16 protein-coding genes are annotated in these 17408 nt (G+C 66.4%); 9 read left to right on the forward strand and 7 right to left on the reverse strand.

What is annotated here, in order from left to right; genetic code table 11:
* Positions 1-18 precede the first annotated feature (18 nt).
* The 3 genes from purL to grxD are packed head-to-tail and all read left to right on the forward strand — an operon-like array spanning position 19 to position 2860.
* Positions 19-2229: a phosphoribosylformylglycinamidine synthase subunit PurL gene (purL, locus tag BLM15_RS27300; RefSeq protein ID WP_126115694.1), complete on the forward strand. Its 2211-nt coding sequence runs from the start codon at positions 19-21 to the stop codon at positions 2227-2229.
* Positions 2230-2240: 11 nt separating this feature from the next.
* Positions 2241-2477, forward strand: coding sequence for a BolA/IbaG family iron-sulfur metabolism protein (locus BLM15_RS27305; RefSeq protein ID WP_126115695.1), 237 nt, complete (start codon positions 2241-2243; stop codon positions 2475-2477).
* Positions 2478-2524: 47 nt separating this feature from the next.
* Complete coding sequence (gene grxD, locus BLM15_RS27310; RefSeq protein ID WP_091836387.1) at positions 2525-2860, forward strand: Grx4 family monothiol glutaredoxin; 336 nt, start codon at positions 2525-2527, stop codon at positions 2858-2860.
* Between the two features lie 86 nt (positions 2861-2946).
* Here grxD and BLM15_RS27315 read toward each other — a convergent pair whose 3' ends face one another.
* The 3 genes from BLM15_RS27315 to tlpA form a co-directional block, all read right to left on the reverse strand.
* Entirely contained in the window at positions 2947-4677 is a 1731-nt protein-coding gene (locus BLM15_RS27315; protein WP_126116385.1) for a carbamoyltransferase family protein, read from the reverse strand.
* A gap of 77 nt (positions 4678-4754) precedes the next feature.
* On the reverse strand, positions 4755-5747 hold the full coding sequence (locus BLM15_RS27320) for a hypothetical protein (protein WP_126115696.1): 993 nt from the start codon (positions 5745-5747) through the stop codon (positions 4755-4757).
* Positions 5748-5916: 169 nt separating this feature from the next.
* Positions 5917-6522, reverse strand: a complete 606-nt coding sequence (tlpA, locus tag BLM15_RS27325; protein WP_236846448.1) for a thiol:disulfide interchange protein TlpA — start codon at positions 6520-6522, stop codon at positions 5917-5919.
* A gap of 55 nt (positions 6523-6577) precedes the next feature.
* Between tlpA and argH the strand changes: the two genes are divergently transcribed.
* From argH to BLM15_RS27345, 4 genes are all read left to right on the forward strand, one after another.
* Complete coding sequence (argH, locus tag BLM15_RS27330) at positions 6578-7978, forward strand: argininosuccinate lyase (RefSeq protein WP_126115698.1); 1401 nt, start codon at positions 6578-6580, stop codon at positions 7976-7978.
* Positions 7979-8054: 76 nt separating this feature from the next.
* Positions 8055-8315, forward strand: coding sequence for an LPS translocon maturation chaperone LptM (gene lptM / locus BLM15_RS27335; protein WP_126115699.1), 261 nt, complete (start codon positions 8055-8057; stop codon positions 8313-8315).
* A gap of 7 nt (positions 8316-8322) precedes the next feature.
* Positions 8323-9612: a diaminopimelate decarboxylase gene (lysA, locus tag BLM15_RS27340; protein ID WP_126115700.1), complete on the forward strand. Its 1290-nt coding sequence runs from the start codon at positions 8323-8325 to the stop codon at positions 9610-9612.
* A gap of 133 nt (positions 9613-9745) precedes the next feature.
* A complete protein-coding gene (locus BLM15_RS27345) occupies positions 9746-12445 on the forward strand; it encodes a TIGR02302 family protein (protein WP_126115701.1) in 2700 nt (899 codons plus the stop codon).
* A 118-nt stretch (positions 12446-12563) separates the two neighbouring features.
* Here BLM15_RS27345 and BLM15_RS27350 read toward each other — a convergent pair whose 3' ends face one another.
* Positions 12564-13856 (reverse strand): aminotransferase class V-fold PLP-dependent enzyme, encoded by a 1293-nt coding sequence (locus tag BLM15_RS27350; protein ID WP_126115702.1) that lies wholly within the window; start codon positions 13854-13856, stop codon positions 12564-12566.
* Between the two features lie 131 nt (positions 13857-13987).
* Between BLM15_RS27350 and BLM15_RS27355 the strand changes: the two genes are divergently transcribed.
* Entirely contained in the window at positions 13988-14590 is a 603-nt protein-coding gene (locus BLM15_RS27355) for a glycoside hydrolase family 19 protein (RefSeq protein ID WP_164547658.1), read from the forward strand.
* 3 nt (positions 14591-14593) lie between these two features.
* On the opposite strand, the gene BLM15_RS27360 is transcribed toward BLM15_RS27355, so the two are convergent.
* Positions 14594-15748 carry a trans-sulfuration enzyme family protein gene (locus BLM15_RS27360; RefSeq protein WP_126115704.1) on the reverse strand — a complete coding sequence of 385 codons (1155 nt, stop codon included), beginning with the start codon at positions 15746-15748 and terminating at the stop codon, positions 14594-14596.
* Between the two features lie 106 nt (positions 15749-15854).
* Between BLM15_RS27360 and BLM15_RS27365 the strand changes: the two genes are divergently transcribed.
* Positions 15855-16364, forward strand: a complete 510-nt coding sequence (locus tag BLM15_RS27365; RefSeq protein WP_126115705.1) for a TspO/MBR family protein — start codon at positions 15855-15857, stop codon at positions 16362-16364.
* A 6-nt stretch (positions 16365-16370) separates the two neighbouring features.
* Here the strand turns inward: BLM15_RS27365 and BLM15_RS27370 are convergent, their stop codons facing one another.
* Positions 16371-16745, reverse strand: coding sequence for a response regulator (locus BLM15_RS27370; protein WP_057191730.1), 375 nt, complete (start codon positions 16743-16745; stop codon positions 16371-16373).
* A gap of 3 nt (positions 16746-16748) precedes the next feature.
* The gene (gene hpt / locus BLM15_RS27375; RefSeq protein WP_110491471.1) at positions 16749-17309 is read right to left on the reverse strand and encodes a hypoxanthine phosphoribosyltransferase; all 561 of its coding nucleotides are present in this window, start codon (positions 17307-17309) and stop codon (positions 16749-16751) included.
* Positions 17310-17408 lie beyond the last annotated feature (99 nt).

The raw sequence follows: 17408 nt of genomic DNA on the forward strand, positions 1-17408 counted from the left end.
CCGTCAGGAACAGGCCGCGTGATTCCCAACGACATCAAGATCACCCCGCAGCTGGTCGCCGAGCACGGCCTCAAGCCGGACGAATATCAGCGCTTCCTGCACCTGATCGGGCGCGAGCCGTCGATCACTGAGCTCGGCATCGTTTCGGCGATGTGGAACGAGCACTGCTCGTACAAGTCGTCGAAGATCCATCTGAAGACGCTGCCGACCAAGGCACCTTGGGTGATCCAGGGACCGGGCGAGAATGCCGGCGTGATCGACATCGGCGACGGGCTCGCCGTGGTCTTCAAGATGGAGAGCCACAACCACCCGTCCTTCATCGAGCCCTATCAGGGGGCGACGACGGGCGTCGGCGGCATCCTGCGCGACGTCTTCACCATGGGGGCGCGGCCGATCGCGGTGCTTGATGCGCTGCGCTTCGGCGACCCGTCGCACCCGAAGACCCGCCACCTGGTCTCCGGCGTCGTCGCCGGCATTGGTGGCTATGGAAACTCCTTCGGCGTGCCCAATGTCGGCGGCGCTACCGGTTTCCACCGGCGCTATGACGGCAACAACCTCGTCAATGCCATGGCGGTCGGCCTCGCGCGCTCCGACGAGATCTTCTACGCAAAGGCCTCGGGCGTCGGTAAGGCGATCGTCTATCTCGGCTCCAAGACCGGCCGCGACGGCATCCATGGCGCGACCATGGCCTCGGCCGCTTTCGGCGAAGGTGCCGAGGAGAAGCGCCCGACCGTGCAGGTTGGCGACCCCTTTGCCGAGAAGCTGCTGCTCGAAGCCTGCCTCGAGATCATGGCTGCCGGCCATGTCGACGCGATCCAGGACATGGGCGCGGCGGGCCTGACCTGCTCGGCTGTCGAGATGGGCGCCAAGGGCGATCTCGGCGTCGAGCTCGATCTGAATGCGGTGCCCTGCCGCGAGGAGGGCATGAGCGCCTATGAGATGATGCTCTCGGAAAGCCAGGAGCGCATGCTCATGGTGATCAAGCCCGGCCATGAGGAGCCGGCCGAGGCGATCTTCCGCAAATGGGGGCTCGACTTCGCCGTTGTCGGCAAGACCACCGACACGCTGCGCTTTGTCGTCAAGCATGACGGCGAGACGATGGCCGACCTGCCGATCAAGGAGCTCGGCGACGAGGCGCCCGAATATGACCGGCCCTGGGTCGAGACGCCGAAGCGGCCGGTGATCGATGCGGCGAGCGTGACGCCGCCGATGCCGAACACCGAGGCGCTGCTGGCGCTGGTCGGCTCGCCCGATTTGTCGTCGAAGCGCTGGATCTACGAGCAGTACGACACGCTGATCCTTGGCAATTCGGCGGTGACGCCGGGTGGCGATGCCGGCATCGTGCGGATCGAGGACGGGCCGAAGGGCCTCGCCATGACTGCCGACGTCACGCCGCGCTATTGCGAGGCCGATCCGTTCGAGGGCGGCAAGCAGGCGGTGGCCGAGGCCTGGCGCAACCTGATTGCGGTTGGCGCCCTGCCGCTCGCCATCACCGACAACCTCAATTTCGGCAATCCCGAGCGGCCCGAAGTGATGGGCCAACTCGTCGGCTGCATCAGAGGCATCGGCGAGGCCTGCAAGGCGCTCGACTTCCCGGTCGTCTCCGGCAATGTCTCGCTCTACAACGAGACCAACGGCGTCTCGATCCTGCCGACCCCGACCATCGGCGGCGTCGGCGTGCTCGCCGATGTGACGAAGCATGCCACCGTCGGCTTCAAGGCCGAGGGCGAGGCGATCGTCCTGATCGGCGAGACCAAGGGCTGGCTCGGCCAGTCCTCCTATCTCGCGACGGTCTGCGGCCGTGAGGAGGGCGCGCCGCCGCCAGTCGATCTCGCCGTCGAGCGCCGCAATGGCGAATTCGTCCGCTCGTTGATCACCGCTGGCCGCCTCAGCGCCTGTCACGACCTCTCGGATGGCGGTCTTGCGGTCGCGCTCGCCGAGATGGCGATGGCGAACGGCATTGGCGCCAGCATTTCGGCCCTGCCGGCCGGCCCGGCTCATGCGGTGCTGTTCGGCGAGGACCAGGGGCGCTACCTGCTGTCGCTGCCGGCTGCCGCCGCTGAGGCGGTTGTCGCGGCGGCGAAGGCCGCCGGCGTGCCCGCTGAGATCATCGGCAAGACTGGTGGCAGCGAGCTTGCCTTGCCGGGCGAGACCGCTGTCTCGGTCGCCGCGCTGCGCAACACCCATGAGAGCTGGCTACCCGACTACATGGCCGGCAAGGCCGCTTGAGGAGAACCGCGATGGCGATGGAAGCAAGCGAGATCGAGCGCATGATCAAGGCGGCGTTCCCCGACGCCGTCGTCGAGATCAAGGATCTCGCCGGTGACGGCGACCATTATGCCGCGACGGTGACCTCGGCTGCCTTCACCGGCAAGTCGCGCGTCCAGCAGCACCAGATGGTCTATGCCGCGCTGCAAGGAAACATGGGCGGCGTGCTGCATGCCCTTGCGCTGACGACGACGGTTCCCCAAGATTAGAACGAGTTCATCCGGCGGGCCTTGAACCCGCATTTGGAGATAAAGCCATGAGCGATGTGAACGCCCGTATCGACGCCGAAGTGAAGTCCAGCGACGTGGTGCTCTTCATGAAGGGCACGCCGCAATTCCCGATGTGCGGCTTCTCCGGCCAGGTCGTGCAGATCCTCTCTTACGTCGGCGTGCCGTTCAAGGGCGTCAACGTGCTCGAGGATCAGGAGATCCGCGAGGGCATCAAGGCCTATTCGAACTGGCCGACGATCCCGCAGCTCTACGTCAAGGGCGAGTTCGTCGGCGGTTGCGACATCACCCGCGAGATGTTCCAGGCCGGCGAGTTGCAGGCGCTGCTCGAAGAGAAGGGCATCGCCGTCAAGCAGGCGAGCTGAGCCTTTTCAACTTCGCAGAATCGAAAAGGCGGCGCGTGAGCGCCGCCTTTTTCATGTCCGGATATGCTAGTGGCCGAAGCAGGCGGTCATTTCACCAGCAGCCAGTCCTCGACCACCAACGCATCCAGCCCGCTCGTGTAGAACATCAGGATCGCGTCCTCGCTGGTGTGCAGGATCGGCTTGCCCATGATGTTGAAGGACGTGTTGAGGATCACCGGCACGCCGGTGAGCGCGTGGAAGGCCGAGATCAGGGCGTGATAGCGCGGATTGCGCTCGGCGGTGACGCTCTGCAGGCGCCCGGTCGCGTCCTCATGGACGACGGCAGGGACGCGATCGCGCACGGCTTCCTTCCAGGTCAGGGTGCGCTCCATATAGGGCGCGTCCTGGTAGTTCTCGAACCAGTCGGGACCGTGCTCGGCCAGAATCGAGGGGGCGAAGGGCCGGAAGGCCTCGCGATACTTCACCTTGGCGTTGAGGAGGTCCTTGGCGTTCGCCGGGCGCGGATCGGCCAGGATCGAGCGGTTGCCGAGCGCACGCGGCCCGAACTCGGCCCGTCCCTGCGCCCAGCCGATCAGCTTGCCCTCGGCCAGGAGCTTGGCCGTTGCGGTGATGATCTCGTTGGGTGAGAGCTTCTTCAGGCGCGGCTCCCAGGCCGCCATGCGCTCGAACGGCTCGGTCGAGAGGCTGGAGCCGAGATAGGGGCTCATCGGTCCCTTCGGCGCTCGCCAGTCCGGATTCGCCTCGGCATGGGCGAGCCAGGCGGCGCCGATGGCGTTGCCGTCATCGGCCGGGGCGGAAGGGACATAAACCTGCTTGAAGCTGTGGCGGCCGACGATCTTGCCGTTGAAGGAGGAGTTCAGTGCACAGCCGCCGGCGAGCACGAGGTTCTCGGACGGGCAGAGCGCCGCGGTCTCGGCGAGTAGCGCCTCCATCATCTCGGCAAAGACGTCCTGGCCGCAGCGCGAGAGATCGGCCCAGCCCTTGTCGAGCGCGTCGGCCGGGCGGCGAGCCAGGATTTCGTCGGCGACGTTCTGGACCGTCGCGGCGTCGGCAAAGCTGAGCTTGGTGCCTTCGACGCGATAGAGCTTGCGCAGCAGAGCAAGCAGCTCAGGATCGCTTTTGCCATAGGGCGCGAGGCCCATGATCTTCCATTCCTCGCCCTTGGCCTGGTCGAAGCCGGCGAGATCGGTGACGAAGCCGAAATAGAAGCCGATCGATTCGCGGCCGCGATGGCGCTTCAGCTCGGTGAGGCGACCATCCCTGAGCGCGAAGATCGCGGACGCACCGGTCTCGCCCATGCCGTCGACGACGAGGCAGGCGGCATCGCGGAAGGGCGAGGACCAGGAGGCGTAAGCCGCATGGCTGAGATGGTGGCCATAGCGCTTCATCCCGGTGACCTTAGCCTCGCCGAAGGCGCGGTCGAGGCCGAGCAGGGTGCCGAGGCCGGCGCGCTGCTGCTGGTGGTGCAGGTTGGCGATCAAGGCGCGCTCGCTGCGCTCGGGCACGAGCGAACGATTGAAGGCGGGCGAGAGCTTCAGCAGCGCATCGAGGCTGAAGGAGCCGGCGCGGCTCATCTGGTCGAGGAAGCCGGTGAACTCCTCGCCCCAGCTGGTCGCGAGCCTGATCCGCGCACCCTTCGGGACGTAGCGCTTGAGCAGGTTTTCCATGCGCACCGCCGTGTCCGGCTCGCAGTTCGGCGCGCGCTTGTATTGCAGATAGCGCTCGGTCGCCTCGGCGAAGAGGACCTCTCCGTCGGGTCCGACGATGGCGATGGCCGGGTCGTGGAAGGTGGTGGCGAGGCCGATGGTGTAGCTCATGGCCGGCAGCGTATGGAGCAGCCGGCCGGCCATGGCAAATGTTGCAGATCGGTGACGCCGGGTTCGGAGTCAGTCGATCACTTGGCGAAGGCGATGCTGTCGGCGATCGCCTTGATCGCGGGCTCCAGCGAGGAATACGTCGCCTCGTCGGCGCTGACGATCATGCGCACGAAGCGGCCATCGGCGCCCAGGCCCATATACTGGGCGAAGCGCTTGCGCCCGGAATCCCCGGCCGTCGTACCGGTCAGCATCGAACCCTCGTTGCTGCCAGCGAAGGCGACGGTGTCGCGCTTGGTGACCTCGGCCTTCTCGAAGCCGCGCGTCGTCGATAGCAGCTTTTCACCGACCGCGGCCAATTGGCCGGCGGCGACCTGGCCGCCGGTCTGATAGCTGACAATCAGCATTGGCTGCTGGCCCTTGGGATCGACGTTCAGCGGGCCGGAGGTCATCAGCACGCCGAGGCCACCAAAAGTGTCGACGACGCGGAAGGGCTCGGTGGCGCGGACACGGAAGGGCAGGGCGGCGAGCTTCTGGTCGAGCGTCGGTTCGGCCCCCAGCGACACGGTCTTCAGCATGGCGACGACATCATCGCCATCGAGGTCGGAATCGTCGGGCGCCTGCACCGTGATCATCACGGTCTTGGCGCCCTTGAGCAGCACGATCCATTTGTCGAAGGTCGCGGGGCCGAGTGCCTGCTGGCCGGTCAGGATGCGACCCTTGCCGGCGGCGGTCTCGATGTCCTCGGCGTCGTCGATGGTGATGTTCTGCTTGGCGAAATTGGTCTTCGCCGTCTCGAGATTGGTGAACAGCGCCGACAATTGCGGATGTGCCTCGGGCGGCAGCTCGACGACGAGCACGGAGGCCTTCGCCTCGACATTCTCCAGACCGGCGAACTTGGCTGATGGCGCAAAGCCTTTCAGCGGCGTCAGCGAGACCGTGGTCCCAGAAATCGCGGTGCGTTCCTGGGCCCGTGCAGTTGCCGTCAGCCCGGCGACCAACAGGCCGCTCATCGCCAGGCGAAGGGTCGTTCGGGCGGCGTGGCGCACTGTGCTCATGTCGAAACGGATCATCGCATCGCTCCTGTACGATCGGTGGGCCCGCGTCGCCGACGGCGGACCTTGCTGCAACTGGCTCAGCGGGTACGGGTTCACATCCCGCGATCTTACGATCGAAGGATGAGGCCTTAAGCCGCATGTCGCTCTTGTGCGTGTCAGCGCCGTGATCGATGGAGCGTGATGGTCAGCGGCGGCCGATCGCGGCGGTGATCATCGCCTTGGCGTCGGCTCCCGCCCACTCGGCCGGGCCCTGGAGCAGAGCGAGCTCGCAGCCGGCGGGATCGACCAGCAAGCTGATCGGCATGCCCTCGACCTTCTTCACGGCACGGATGTCCTGGAAGACCTTGGCCTGCGGATCGGCATAATAGGCGAGGCGAGAGATGTTCTTGTCGGCCAGCCACTTCTTCGGCTTGTCGGGATGGCGCGTGTCGATATTGATCGCGACCACCTCGAAATCGGGGCCGCCGAGCGCGCCCTGGAGCGCGTCGAGCGCCGGCATCTCGGTCAGGCAGGGCAGGCACCAGGTCGCCCAGAGGTTGACCAGCACGGTCTTGCCGCGAAAGGCCGAGAGGCTCATTGGCTTGCCGTCCGGGCCGTTGAAGGCGAGATCGGGCAGCAGCGCCGGTTGCTTGGCGACCTCGACAGCTGCGACCTCGCCCTTCGCGAGAGGGCGCAGCGCCTCCACCTTCGTAGCCGCTGCGCTGCAAGTGGAATTGCCGGCCGCGCCCCGTACGGAGTAGAAGGCCGCAGCGCCGCCGAGCGCAAGCAGCGCCAGGGCCCCACAGGCCATCACTATTTTCGACCGAGACGTCATCGCGCGTCCTTGAAGAGCAGGAAAGACCGCCGTGAGCAACCGCATGTGGGGTGGGCGTTTCGCCACAGGTCCCGACGCCATCATGGAGGAGATCAACGCCTCCATCGATTTCGACCAGCGCCTGTGGCGCCAGGATATTCGCGGCTCGCTGGCGCACGCCGCCATGCTGGCCGAGACCGGCATCCTGACGAAGGACGACGTGGACGTCATCTCGACCGGACTCAAGGGCATCGAGGCCGAGATCGAAGCCGGGCGCTTCACGTTCTCGCGCGCGCTCGAAGACATCCACATGAACATCGAGAGCAATCTCAAGGAGCGGATCGGGCTCGCCGCCGGGCGCCTGCACACCGCCCGCTCGCGCAACGACCAGGTCGCGACCGACATGCGGCTCTGGGTCCGCGACGCGCTCGACCAGCTCGACGAGCAGGTCGCCGACCTCCAGCTCGCGCTGGCAGAGAAAGCCGAAACCTATGCCGGTGCGGTGATGCCAGGCTTCACCCATCTGCAGTCGGCCCAGCCGGTTACCTTCGGTCATCATTTGCTCGCCTATGTCGAGATGCTGGCGCGTGACCGCAGTCGGCTGCGCGATGCGCGCGAGCGCATGAACGAATGCCCGCTCGGCGCCGCCGCGCTCGCCGGCACCTCCTTTCCGATCGACCGGCACATGACAGCCAAGGCGCTCGGCTTTTCCCGGCCGACGGCGAACTCGCTCGATTCGGTCTCGGATCGCGACTTCGTGCTGGAGACGCTGTCGGCTGCCTCGATCTGCGCCATGCACCTGTCGCGTCTCGCCGAGGAGATCGTGCTGTGGGCGACGCCGCAATTCGGCTTCGTCAAGCTCTCCGACAAGTTCTCGACCGGCTCCTCGATCATGCCGCAGAAGCGCAATCCCGACGCGGCCGAGCTGGTGCGCGGCAAGGCGGGGCGCATCTTCGGCGCGTTGCAGGGCATGCTGACGATGATGAAGGGCCTGCCGCTGACCTATTCGAAGGACATGCAGGAGGACAAGGAAGGCACCTTCGACGCGGTGCAGACCCTGTCACTCTGCCTTGCTGCAAGTGCCGGCATGGTCCGCGACATGCAGCCCGATCTCAAGGTGATGAAGAAGGCTGCCGGCCTCGGCTACGCGACGGCGACCGACCTCGCCGACTGGCTGGTGCGCGTGCTGAAGATGCCCTTCCGCGACGCGCACCACGTCACCGGCCGGCTCGTCGGCATCGCCTCGGCCAAGGGTGTCGGGCTGGAGAAGCTCTCGCTTGCCGAGATGCAGGAGGTCGAACCCAAGATCGGCGACGAGATCTTCGCCGTGCTCGGCGTCGAGCGCTCGGTGAAGAGCCGCACCAGCTATGGCGGCACCGCTCCCGCCAATGTGAAGCGGCAGGCCCGCCGTTGGCTGAAGCTGCTCGCCAAGGGCGCGAAGCCGCAGCCATGATCCCGGCGCAAAGGCTCGCAAGCTTGCGCGCCATTCGCTACACTCGTCCCGAAGCTTCGCCCAAGGATCATCGTTCGTGCCGCAATCCCGCCTGAAACTCGGCCGCACCGTGCTGGTGATCGGTCTGCTCGGCCTCGCACTCACCGCTTGCGGCCGCCGCGGACCGCTGGAGCCACCGCCGAATGCCAAGAACGCGGTCGCCTTGCCCGACAAGCAGGTCGGTGCAGTGGAGAACACCTTCAACGCGACGGAGGCTTCGCCGCTGGGCAAGCCACCGAAGACGAACAAGGCCATTACGATTCCCGAATCGTCCTTCGTGCTCGACCCGCTGCTCTGAGCTGACGATGCATCATTTTGGCTATCGCGACGGCGCGCTCTTCGCCGAGGATGTCGACCTGCGCGAGATCGCAGAGACGGTCGGAACGCCGGTCTACGTCTACTCTTCGGCGACGATCGAGCGGCATTATCGCCTCTACGAAGCGGCGATGAAGTCGACCGCGCCGGGCAAGCCGGCGCATGTCTTCTACGCCATGAAGGCGAACAGCAATCTCGGCGTGCTGAAGACTCTTGCCGCGCTCGGCGCTGGTGCCGACACGGTCTCCGAAGGCGAGATCCGCAAGGCGCTCGCGGCGGGCTTCCCGGCTGGCAAGATCGTCTTCTCCGGCGTCGGCAAAGCTGAGAGCGAGCTTGCCTTCGCTGTCGAGGCCGGCATCTTCCAGATCAATATCGAGACCGAGGGCGAGCTCGACCTGCTGTCAAAGGTGGCGCAGCGCCTGGGCAAGCGCCAGGAAGCGGTGTTCCGGGTCAATCCCGACATCGGTGCCGGCGGCCACGCCAAGATCACCACCGGCTCCTCAGCCAACAAGTTCGGCGTCTCCTTCGAGGAGGTGCACCGGCTCTATGCCCGTGCCGCCAACATGGCGGGCGTGCGCATCATGGGGCTCGCCGTCCATATCGGCAGCCAGATCCGCGAAGTCGGAGCCTTCGAGGCGGCCTATGCCAAGATGCGTGATCTCGTGCTGGCGCTGCGGGCCGAGGGACACCGGGTCGACCGGCTCGATCTCGGCGGCGGCCTCGGCATCCCCTACGACATCCCCAGGGAGTTCGACCACGGCCCCGGGCTGATCGAGGCCTATGCCGCGATGGTTGCGAGGGTAACCGAGGGGCTCGACGCCGAGCTCGGTTTCGAGCCGGGGCGGCTGATCGTCGGCAATGCCGGCATCCTACTGACCAGGGTGCTGCATCTCAATCCGCGCCCGACCAAGCAATTCCTCGTCGTCGACGCGGCGATGAACGACCTGCTGCGGCCGGCGATGTACGAGGCCTATCACGAGATCTGGCCGGTCGCGGAGCCGGCGGAAGGCGCGAAGACGATCGCCTATGACGTGGTCGGGCCGATCTGCGAATCAGGCGACACTTTCACCACCGGGCGTGATCTCTCCGAGCTGAAGCCCGGCGACCTGATCGCCTTCATGACCGCCGGCGCCTACGGCGCCAGTATGTCCTCGACCTACAATCAGCGCCCGCTCGTTGCCGAAGTGCTGGTGAAGGGCGACAAATTCGCCGTGACGCGGCCGCGCCAGACCTATGAAGAGCTTATCGGCACGGATCGTGCACCGCCCTGGCTGCCCTGACGACGCTTCACAATAAGCGGAGCGCCTGTGGGGTATCGCGCCTGAGTGCTGGTCACGCCACAATCACGTGCTAGCCTCTCCGCTCGATCGATGAAGCCAAGAGAGGCGCCGCGGGGGCGGCTCGGAGCATCGGATGAGCGAAACACCGCGCCGTACGGCGCTCGACACAGGTGGGACGATCCGCAAGCGGCTGGAACGCCTCACCATGGCGTCGCGGCTGTCGCTCGCCTGGGAGCGGCTCTGGCCGAAGCTGTGGGCGCCGCTTTGCGTCGTCCTGCTCTTTCTTGCCGTCTCCTGGTTCGGCCTCTGGCTGCACCTGCCCTGGTGGGGGCGTGCCGCCGGCTCGGCCATCTTCGCTCTCCTCCTGCTGGGAAGCTTCTGGCCGGCCATCACCGGCCGCTGGCCGAGCCGCCGCGAGGCTTTGGCTCGGCTCGACCATTCCATGGATGGCGCGCATCGCCCGGCGACTGCGCTTGAGGATACGCTCGCGGTCGGCGGCAAGGACCCGGTCTCGCAGGCGCTGTGGACGCTGCATCTGCAGCGGCAGGGCGCCCATGTCGCGGCACTCAAGGTGGCTCCACCGCAACCGCATATGGCGGGGCGTGACAAGCGGGCGCTGCGTGCGGCGCCTCTGGTTGCCGCTGTCGCCGGTTTCTTCGTCGCCGGGCACGAGGTCCTGCCGCGGCTCACCGCCGCGTTCGACTGGCGCGGTCCGGCCCTTGCTGCAGCCGCGGTGCGGATCGACGCCTGGATCGACCCGCCGGCCTATACGCGCATGCCGCCCATCCTGATCGACTTCGCCAGGCTGGCGAGCCCCAATTTCAACGTGCCCGAGAAGTCGACGGTGGTAGTGCGCATTGCCGGGCGCAGCGGCATGGATGTCGCGACCACCGGCCGGCTCGATGTCGTGCCTGTCGAGGGCAAGCCTGGCGAAGCCAAACCGGCTGATGCCAAGGCTGCACCGGTGAACACGGTCGCGGTGACGGAGAAACGCTATCTGCTCGCCGGCGACGGCACCTTGCGCATCACCGGCTCGGGCGCTCCCGCCCAGACGCTGAGCCTGCACGCCATCATCGACCAGAAGCCTGAGATCGCTTTTGCCGAGCCACCCAAGCCGGTCAGCGGCGTGCAAGGCGGGCTCGGCATCAGCTACCGCGCCAAGGACGATTACGGCATCGCCTCGGCCGAGGTCATCGTCTCGCGCGTCGCCCCCCTCGCGGGCGGTCGCTCGCTGGTGGAGGCGCCGAAGCAGATCCTGCCGGTGCCATCCTCCGGCTCTGGCGAAGACGAGATGAAGAGCACGGTCGACTTCTCAGCCCATCCCTGGGCCGGCGCCAAGGTCAATCTGAGCCTCCTGGCGCGCGACGAGACCGGACAGGAGGGGCGCAGCGAGACAGTCGAGGTCACGCTGCCGCAGCGGACTTTCACCAAGCCGTTGGCCAAGGCGCTGGTCGAGCAGCGTCGCAAGCTGATCATGGACGTCGATACGCGCAAGAAGGTCCAGCTTGCGCTCGACGCGATGATGATCGAGCCCGACCGCTTCATGAAGGAGACCGGCGTCTATCTTGGCATGCGCATGATTAGCGAGCGTTTGCGCCGTGCCGCCAGCGACGACCAGCTGCGCGATACCGCCGAGATGATGTGGGTGCTGGCGCTGCAGCTCGAGGATGGCGACCTGTCGGATGCCGAAAAGGCGCTGCGGGCCGCGCAGGAGAACTTGCAGCAGGCACTCGATCGCGGCGCCACCGAGGACGAGATCAAGAAGCTCACCGAAGAGATGCGCCGCGCCATGGACCGATTCATGCGCGAGCTAGCTCAGCAGATGCAGCGCCAGCAGCAGAATGGCGAGCGGAACCAGGCGCAGTTGCCCGAGAATTTCCGCACGGTGACGCCGCGCGACCTGCAGAACATGCTCAACCGCATCGAGGAGTTGTCGAAGCGCGGCGACATGGCCGAGGCGCAGCGCCTGATGGAGGAGCTCAACAACCTCCTGAACAATCTCAAGACGGCGCGCCCCGGCCAGCAGGATCCGCGGCAACGCGAGATGAACCAGGCGCTCGGCGATCTCGACCGGATGACTCGCGAGCAGCAGCAATTGCGCGACGAGACCTATCAACAGGACCAGCAGCGCCAGAACCGGGCCCAGCGCGGCCAGCGCCCCGGCCAGCAGCAGGCGCGTCCCGGCCAGCAGGGCCAGCGCCAGCAAGGGCAGCAGGGCCAGCGCGGGCAGCGTGGCCAGCAACCCGGACAACAGCCTGGCGAGAACGGCGAAGACGGCGAGGGCGAGGACGGCCAGAACGCTGAAGGTGGGCAGGGCCAGGGTCAGGGCCTGTCGCAGCGCCAGCAGGCGCTGCGCGAACGCCTGCAGGATCTGCAGCGGCGCATGCGCGGCATGGGCGCCGACCCGGGCGAGCTCGGCGAGGCCGAGGACGCCATGCGCGAGGCGGAAGGCCAGCTCGGCCAGGGTCAGGATGGGCAGGCGATCGACGCGCAGGGGCGCGCGCTCGAAGCGCTGCGCAAGGGCGGCCAGAATCTGGCCCAGCAGATGCAGGGCGAACCTGGCGAGGGCGAGGGCAACGAGAACGCCTATGGCGAACCGGATGGGCGCCCGGCCGGCCGACCTTCGGCACAGCAGCGCGACAACAACGACCCGCTCGGACGGCCGCAGCGTCAGCGCGACTGGGCCGATGGCCGCGTGCGTGTGCCCGGCGCCGACGAGAGCGCTACACAGCGGGCGCGACGCATCCTGGAAGAATTGCGCCGGCGTCTTGGCGATCCGCTGCGTCCGACCGAAGAACTCGACTATCTCGAGCGCCTGCTGCGGCGGAATTGAGCGCCGACGTCTCCCATCATGCTCGGGCTTGACCCGAGCATCTCGGAAACCAGCATTCTCTGGTCCTGAGATTCTCGGGTCTGCGCTTCGCTTTGCCCGAGAATGACGCTCAGCTTGGTCAGCCCGCGCGATTGCCCGAGACGATCGCGAGCGCTGCAATGAAGCGGTCGAGATCGGCTTCGGTCAGATAGGGCGCTGGCGAGACGCGGATGGTGTTGCCCTTGGCAACGCCGCCGCGGCGCACCGTCATCACCTTGTGCTGGTCGCGCAGCGACGCGACGACGGCGTTGCAGTCGGCGGCTGAACGCTTGCCGGTCAACGCGAAGGAGGTGATGCCGGCGACCATCTCCGGATCGTCCGGAGTCTGGATTTCGATCCCCTTGAGCTCGCGCGCCTTGGCGACCCAGTAGTTGCGCAGATGCCGATAGCGCGCTTCCTTGGCCTGCGGGCCGACCTCCTGATGCAGGGCGAGCGCGGTGGGAACGGCGAGCTGGGCGGCGAAGTTCGGCGTGCCGGTGTGGATGCGCGAGCGGACATCGTCGGCCTTGAAGTCCTCGTCGCCGTAATGAGTATCAATATCGGCCAGCCGATCACGGGCGATGTACATGACGCCGACACCGAGCGGTGCGCCGATCCATTTGTGCAGGTTGAAGCCGATGAAATCGACGCCGAGGTCCTTGGCCTTGAAGTCGACCTGACCCCAGCTATGGGCGGCGTCGAGGATGACGTCGATGCCGCGCGCCTTGGCCATGGCGGCAAGCTCCCTGACCGGCATCATCAGCCCGGTGCGGTGGCTGATATGGGTGAGCAGCAGCAGCTTCGTCTTCGGATTGGCCTTGAGCGCGGCCTCATAAGCCGCGAGCACATTCGCCTTGGTCGCGGGCTCGGGGATGTCGAACTTGGCGACTTCGACACCGCGCCGGCCCTTCAGCCAATTCATCGCGTACTGCATCGAATCATAGTCGAGATCGGCATAGAGCACGCCGTCGCCGGGTTTCAGCTTGTTGTAGCCGGCGATCAGGGTCTGCAGCGCCTCGGTCGCGCCGCGGGTCAGCGCGATCTCCTCGCGAGCCACGCCAAGGAAATCGGCCAGCGGCGTCCGGACATTGTCGAGGTCCTGGCCGATCTTGGTGCGGGCGTAGACCGTGTTCTCGAAGTTCACGAAATCGGTCAGGCGCTTGTATTCAGCCTTCACCGGCTCGGCCATGATGCCCCAATAGCCGTTCTCGAGGTTCACCATGTCGGGGGTGACGCTGTAGAGGCGCCGGACCGCGTCCCAATAGCCGGTGTCGGTGCCGAGGCCGCGCGTCGGCAGGGCCGGAAGCGAGCGGGCGAGGGCGGGCGCGGCGAGGATGGCGGTGCCGAGCGCAGCGAGCAATGTACGGCGGCTGAGGGCGGTCTGGTCGGTCATGGCGGATTTTCCTGAGGCGGTCGCCTTCGCTAGCCGCCGCCTGTTTCAGGGCCATGACGACTGCCAGGTGGATTTATCCCCGCACTGCGAAACGGATGCATACTGGCGCAAAGCGCAACCGGAGTGCCGCCATGTCGATGCAAGGATCGCCAGCCGAGGAAGTCCCCGTCGAGGAGCCGCAGGCTCCGCGGGTGCCGGATCTTGCCGTAACGGTCACGCGGCTCGCCCGCCTGGCGCCGATGGGCAAGGCAGAAATCATGAACAACATCGCCTTGCATTTCGATCGGCTCGCCGCCGAGGCCGATCTGACGACGCCGCTGCGCGTCTGCCATTTCCTGGCTCAAGCCGCGCATGAGAGCGACCGCTTCCGCACGCTGGAGGAGAAGGGCGGGAAGAAGCAGTTTGCTCGCTACGAAGGCCGTGCCGATCTCGGCAACACCGAGCCCGGCGACGGTGCGCGCTATCACGGGCGCGGCATTTTCCAGCTGACTGGCCGGGCCAACTACAAGCGCATCGGCCGGATGCTGAACGTCGACCTGGAAGGGCGGCCGGAGCTCGCGCTCGACCCGCGCGTCTCGGTCCAGATCGCCTTCGCCTATTGGCGCGACCGCAAGATCAACGCGGCTGCCGATCGCGACGATGCAGTCCGCGTCACCCAGCTGATCAATGGCGGCGCCAACGGCCTCGCCGACCGCCGGCAATTGCTGACGACGGCGAAGGGGATCTGGTTCTAGGTCTCAGCGGTGCCCGGCCTTCAGCGCCTGGTCGAGATCGTCGTAGAGATCGTCGACATCCTCGATGCCGGTCGAGAGACGCAGCAGATCGGGTGGGCAAGGCGAGCCCGCGCCTTCGATCGAGGCGCGGTGCTCGATCAGGCTCTCGACGCCGCCGAGCGAGGTGGCGCGCTTGTAGAGCTCGACATGGGCAGCCGATTTGATCGCCGCCGACTCGCCACCGGTGACCTGGACCGAGAGCATGAAGCCGAAGCCGCCCTCCATCTGGCGCGCCGCGATGTCGTGCCCGGGATGCTGCGGCAGGCCGGGGTAGAGCACGCGCGAGACCAGCGGGTGGGCGGAAAGCTTCTGCGCCAAGACCATGGCCGAGGCCGACTGGCGCTCCTGCCGGACATGGAGCGTGCGCATGCCGCGCATCAGCAGATAGGCCTCGAATGGGCCGAGAATGCCGCCCTGGCCCTTGCGCACGGTCTTGATGCGCGCCCAGAACTCATCATCCTGTCGAGCGCACAGCGCGCCCGCGATCACATCGGAATGGCCGTTCAGCACCTTCGTGGCGGCATGCATGACGATGTCGGCGCCGAGTGTGAGCGGGCGGGTGTGCACGGGTGAGGCGCAGGTCGAGTCGACCGCGAGTCTGGCGCCGGCTGCATGGGCGATCTCGGCAGCTGCGGCGATATCGGTGATGGTCCAGAGCGGGTTGGATGGCGTTTCAATCCAGACCAGCTTGGTGACGCCGGGCTGCACGGCGGCCTTCAGCTTGGCGAGATCGTCGCTTTCGACGAAGTCGATCTTCAGCCCCCAGCGCGTCGCCTCGGTCAGCAGCCAGGAACGCAGCGCCCAGTACATCACCTTGGAGGCGACGACGTGATCGCCAGGGGACAGGGCCTGGAACACGGCAGTCGCCGCCGCCATGCCCGAGCTGAACAACAGGGCGCCGGCCTTGGCCTCTTCCAGCATGGCGAGGACGGCCTGCGCCTCGTGCACCGTCTCGTTGTCCGGCCGGCCATAGATGAAGCCGGTGGAATAGGCGTTGTCCTCGTCACGGATATAGGTGGTCGAGATATGGATCGGCGGCACCACGGCCTTGGTCAATGGATCGATCTTGCCCATCGCTTGAGCAGCGAGCGAACGGGGGTGCAGCGGGCGCGCGGTCATGGGTGATCCAATTTTTCTACTATGAGAGACGATTCATCTCATTCGGTTTGCTGCAGTGCAAGAGGCTCGCCTTGTCCGGAGCGCAGAGACACCCCATCCTTGCCGCATGAACATATCGACAGATCGAGCCGGCCGTCAGCCGACAGTATGGATTTCCGTCCTCATTGCCATCCTGCCGGTGGTGGCGGCTTCGCTGATCGGCAGCGCGGTGACGGTGCCGCAGATTCCCGGCTGGTATGCCGGCCTCGCCAAGCCATCCTTCAATCCGCCGAACTGGCTCTTTGCTCCGGTCTGGACGGCTTTGTTCGCACTGATGGCGCTGGTTGCTTTTCGCGTCTTGCGCTTGCCGGATGATACGCCGGACAGGGTGCAGGCGCTGCTCGCCTACCACGTCCAGCTTGCGCTCAACATGCTCTGGTCCTGCGTGTTCTTCGGCCTGAACAGCCCGGCCGGCGGGCTCGTCGTGATCGCGCTGCTGCTGGTGGCGATAGTCTGGACGATGCGGCGCTTCGCTGGGCTGGGCGACAGGCTCTCTGCAGCGCTGTTCGTGCCCTATCTCGCCTGGGTCTCGTTCGCGACCCTCCTCAACGCGTCAATCTGGTGGCTGAATCGCTGAGCCAACTCACCCGATCGAGCGCTCGATCACGCGCAGCACCGTCTCGCGCAGTTCGGCGATGGTGAAGGGTTTGGTCATCACCTCCTCGACGATCGTCTCGAGGCTCTTGGCCCGCTCGCGCTGCTCGGCATAACCGGTCATCAGCATGATGGTGAGGTCGGGGAATTGCTGCTTTGCGGCGAGCGCCAGGGCGATGCCGTCCATCAATGGCATGCGGATGTCGGTGAGCAGCAGATCGAACCGACCCTGCTCGGCCATCAGGATGTCGAGCGCCTCGGCACCGTCGCCGGCGGTCAGGCAATCATGCCCGTCCATGGCGAGGCCGCGCGCGACCAGCGAGCGCAGGCTCTCTTCGTCGTCAACCACGAGAATGCGCGACATCGTTCAGATCCCCGGCAGGCCGGCCTGATCGGCGGTCTCGATCACGCCGACATAGGGCAACTGGCGGTAGGAATGAGCGACGTCCATGCCGTAACCGACGACGAAATAATCGGGGCACTCGAAGCCGACATAGTCCGCTTGGATATTGACGGCGCGCTTGGCCGGCTTCTCGAGCAAGACGGCGGTGGAGACCCGGGCGGCCCCCCGCGCGGCCAGCAGATCCTTAGCGAAGGCGAGCGTGCGGCCGGATTCGAGGATGTCGTCGACGAGCAGCACCTGCCTGCCGCGAACATCGCTCTGGACGTCGCGCAGGATCTCGACCTGGCCGGAAGAGATGGTGGCGGCGCGATAGCTAGAGAGGTGCACGAACTCGACCTGCGGGGTCATGCCGGTACGATGCATGGCCCGAATCAGGTCGGCGACGAACATGAAGCTGCCCTTCAGCACCGCGACGACGAGCAGGTCCTCGCCGGAATCGGCTGCGATCTCGGCAGCCATTTCGGCATTGCGGGCGGCGATCGCAGCCTCGTCGTAGAGAACGCGGATACGCTGGGGCTGGGACATCGACGACCATTCCTTATAGGCGCGGGCCCATGCCCGCGCAGCCCCGTGATCGCGGGCTAAACTGTTTAGGCCCTAGTCATAGCGTCCATGCGCCGACAA

This window comes from Bosea sp. Tri-49, assembly GCF_003952665.1.
Lineage (GTDB): Bacteria > Pseudomonadota > Alphaproteobacteria > Rhizobiales > Beijerinckiaceae > Allobosea.

Bases quoted from the DNA above. Each gene is read 5' to 3' on its own strand.
- BLM15_RS27305 (WP_126115695.1), top strand. From the start codon at position 2,241: ATGGCGATGGAAGCAAGCGAGATCGAGCGCATGATCAAGGCGGCGTTC.
- grxD (WP_091836387.1), top strand. From the start codon at position 2,525: ATGAGCGATGTGAACGCCCGTATCGACGCCGAAGTGAAGTCCAGCGAC.
- BLM15_RS27315 (WP_126116385.1), bottom strand. From the start codon at position 4,677: ATGAGCTACACCATCGGCCTCGCCACCACCTTCCACGACCCGGCCATC.
- BLM15_RS27320 (WP_126115696.1), bottom strand. From the start codon at position 5,747: ATGATCCGTTTCGACATGAGCACAGTGCGCCACGCCGCCCGAACGACC.
- tlpA (WP_236846448.1), bottom strand. From the start codon at position 6,522: ATGGCCTGTGGGGCCCTGGCGCTGCTTGCGCTCGGCGGCGCTGCGGCC.
- lysA (WP_126115700.1), top strand. From the start codon at position 8,323: ATGCATCATTTTGGCTATCGCGACGGCGCGCTCTTCGCCGAGGATGTC.
- BLM15_RS27345 (WP_126115701.1), top strand. From the start codon at position 9,746: ATGAGCGAAACACCGCGCCGTACGGCGCTCGACACAGGTGGGACGATC.
- BLM15_RS27350 (WP_126115702.1), bottom strand. From the start codon at position 13,856: ATGACCGACCAGACCGCCCTCAGCCGCCGTACATTGCTCGCTGCGCTC.
- BLM15_RS27355 (WP_164547658.1), top strand. From the start codon at position 13,988: ATGTCGATGCAAGGATCGCCAGCCGAGGAAGTCCCCGTCGAGGAGCCG.
- BLM15_RS27360 (WP_126115704.1), bottom strand. From the start codon at position 15,748: ATGACCGCGCGCCCGCTGCACCCCCGTTCGCTCGCTGCTCAAGCGATG.
- BLM15_RS27365 (WP_126115705.1), top strand. From the start codon at position 15,855: ATGAACATATCGACAGATCGAGCCGGCCGTCAGCCGACAGTATGGATT.
- BLM15_RS27370 (WP_057191730.1), bottom strand. From the start codon at position 16,745: ATGTCGCGCATTCTCGTGGTTGACGACGAAGAGAGCCTGCGCTCGCTG.
- hpt (WP_110491471.1), bottom strand. From the start codon at position 17,309: ATGTCCCAGCCCCAGCGTATCCGCGTTCTCTACGACGAGGCTGCGATC.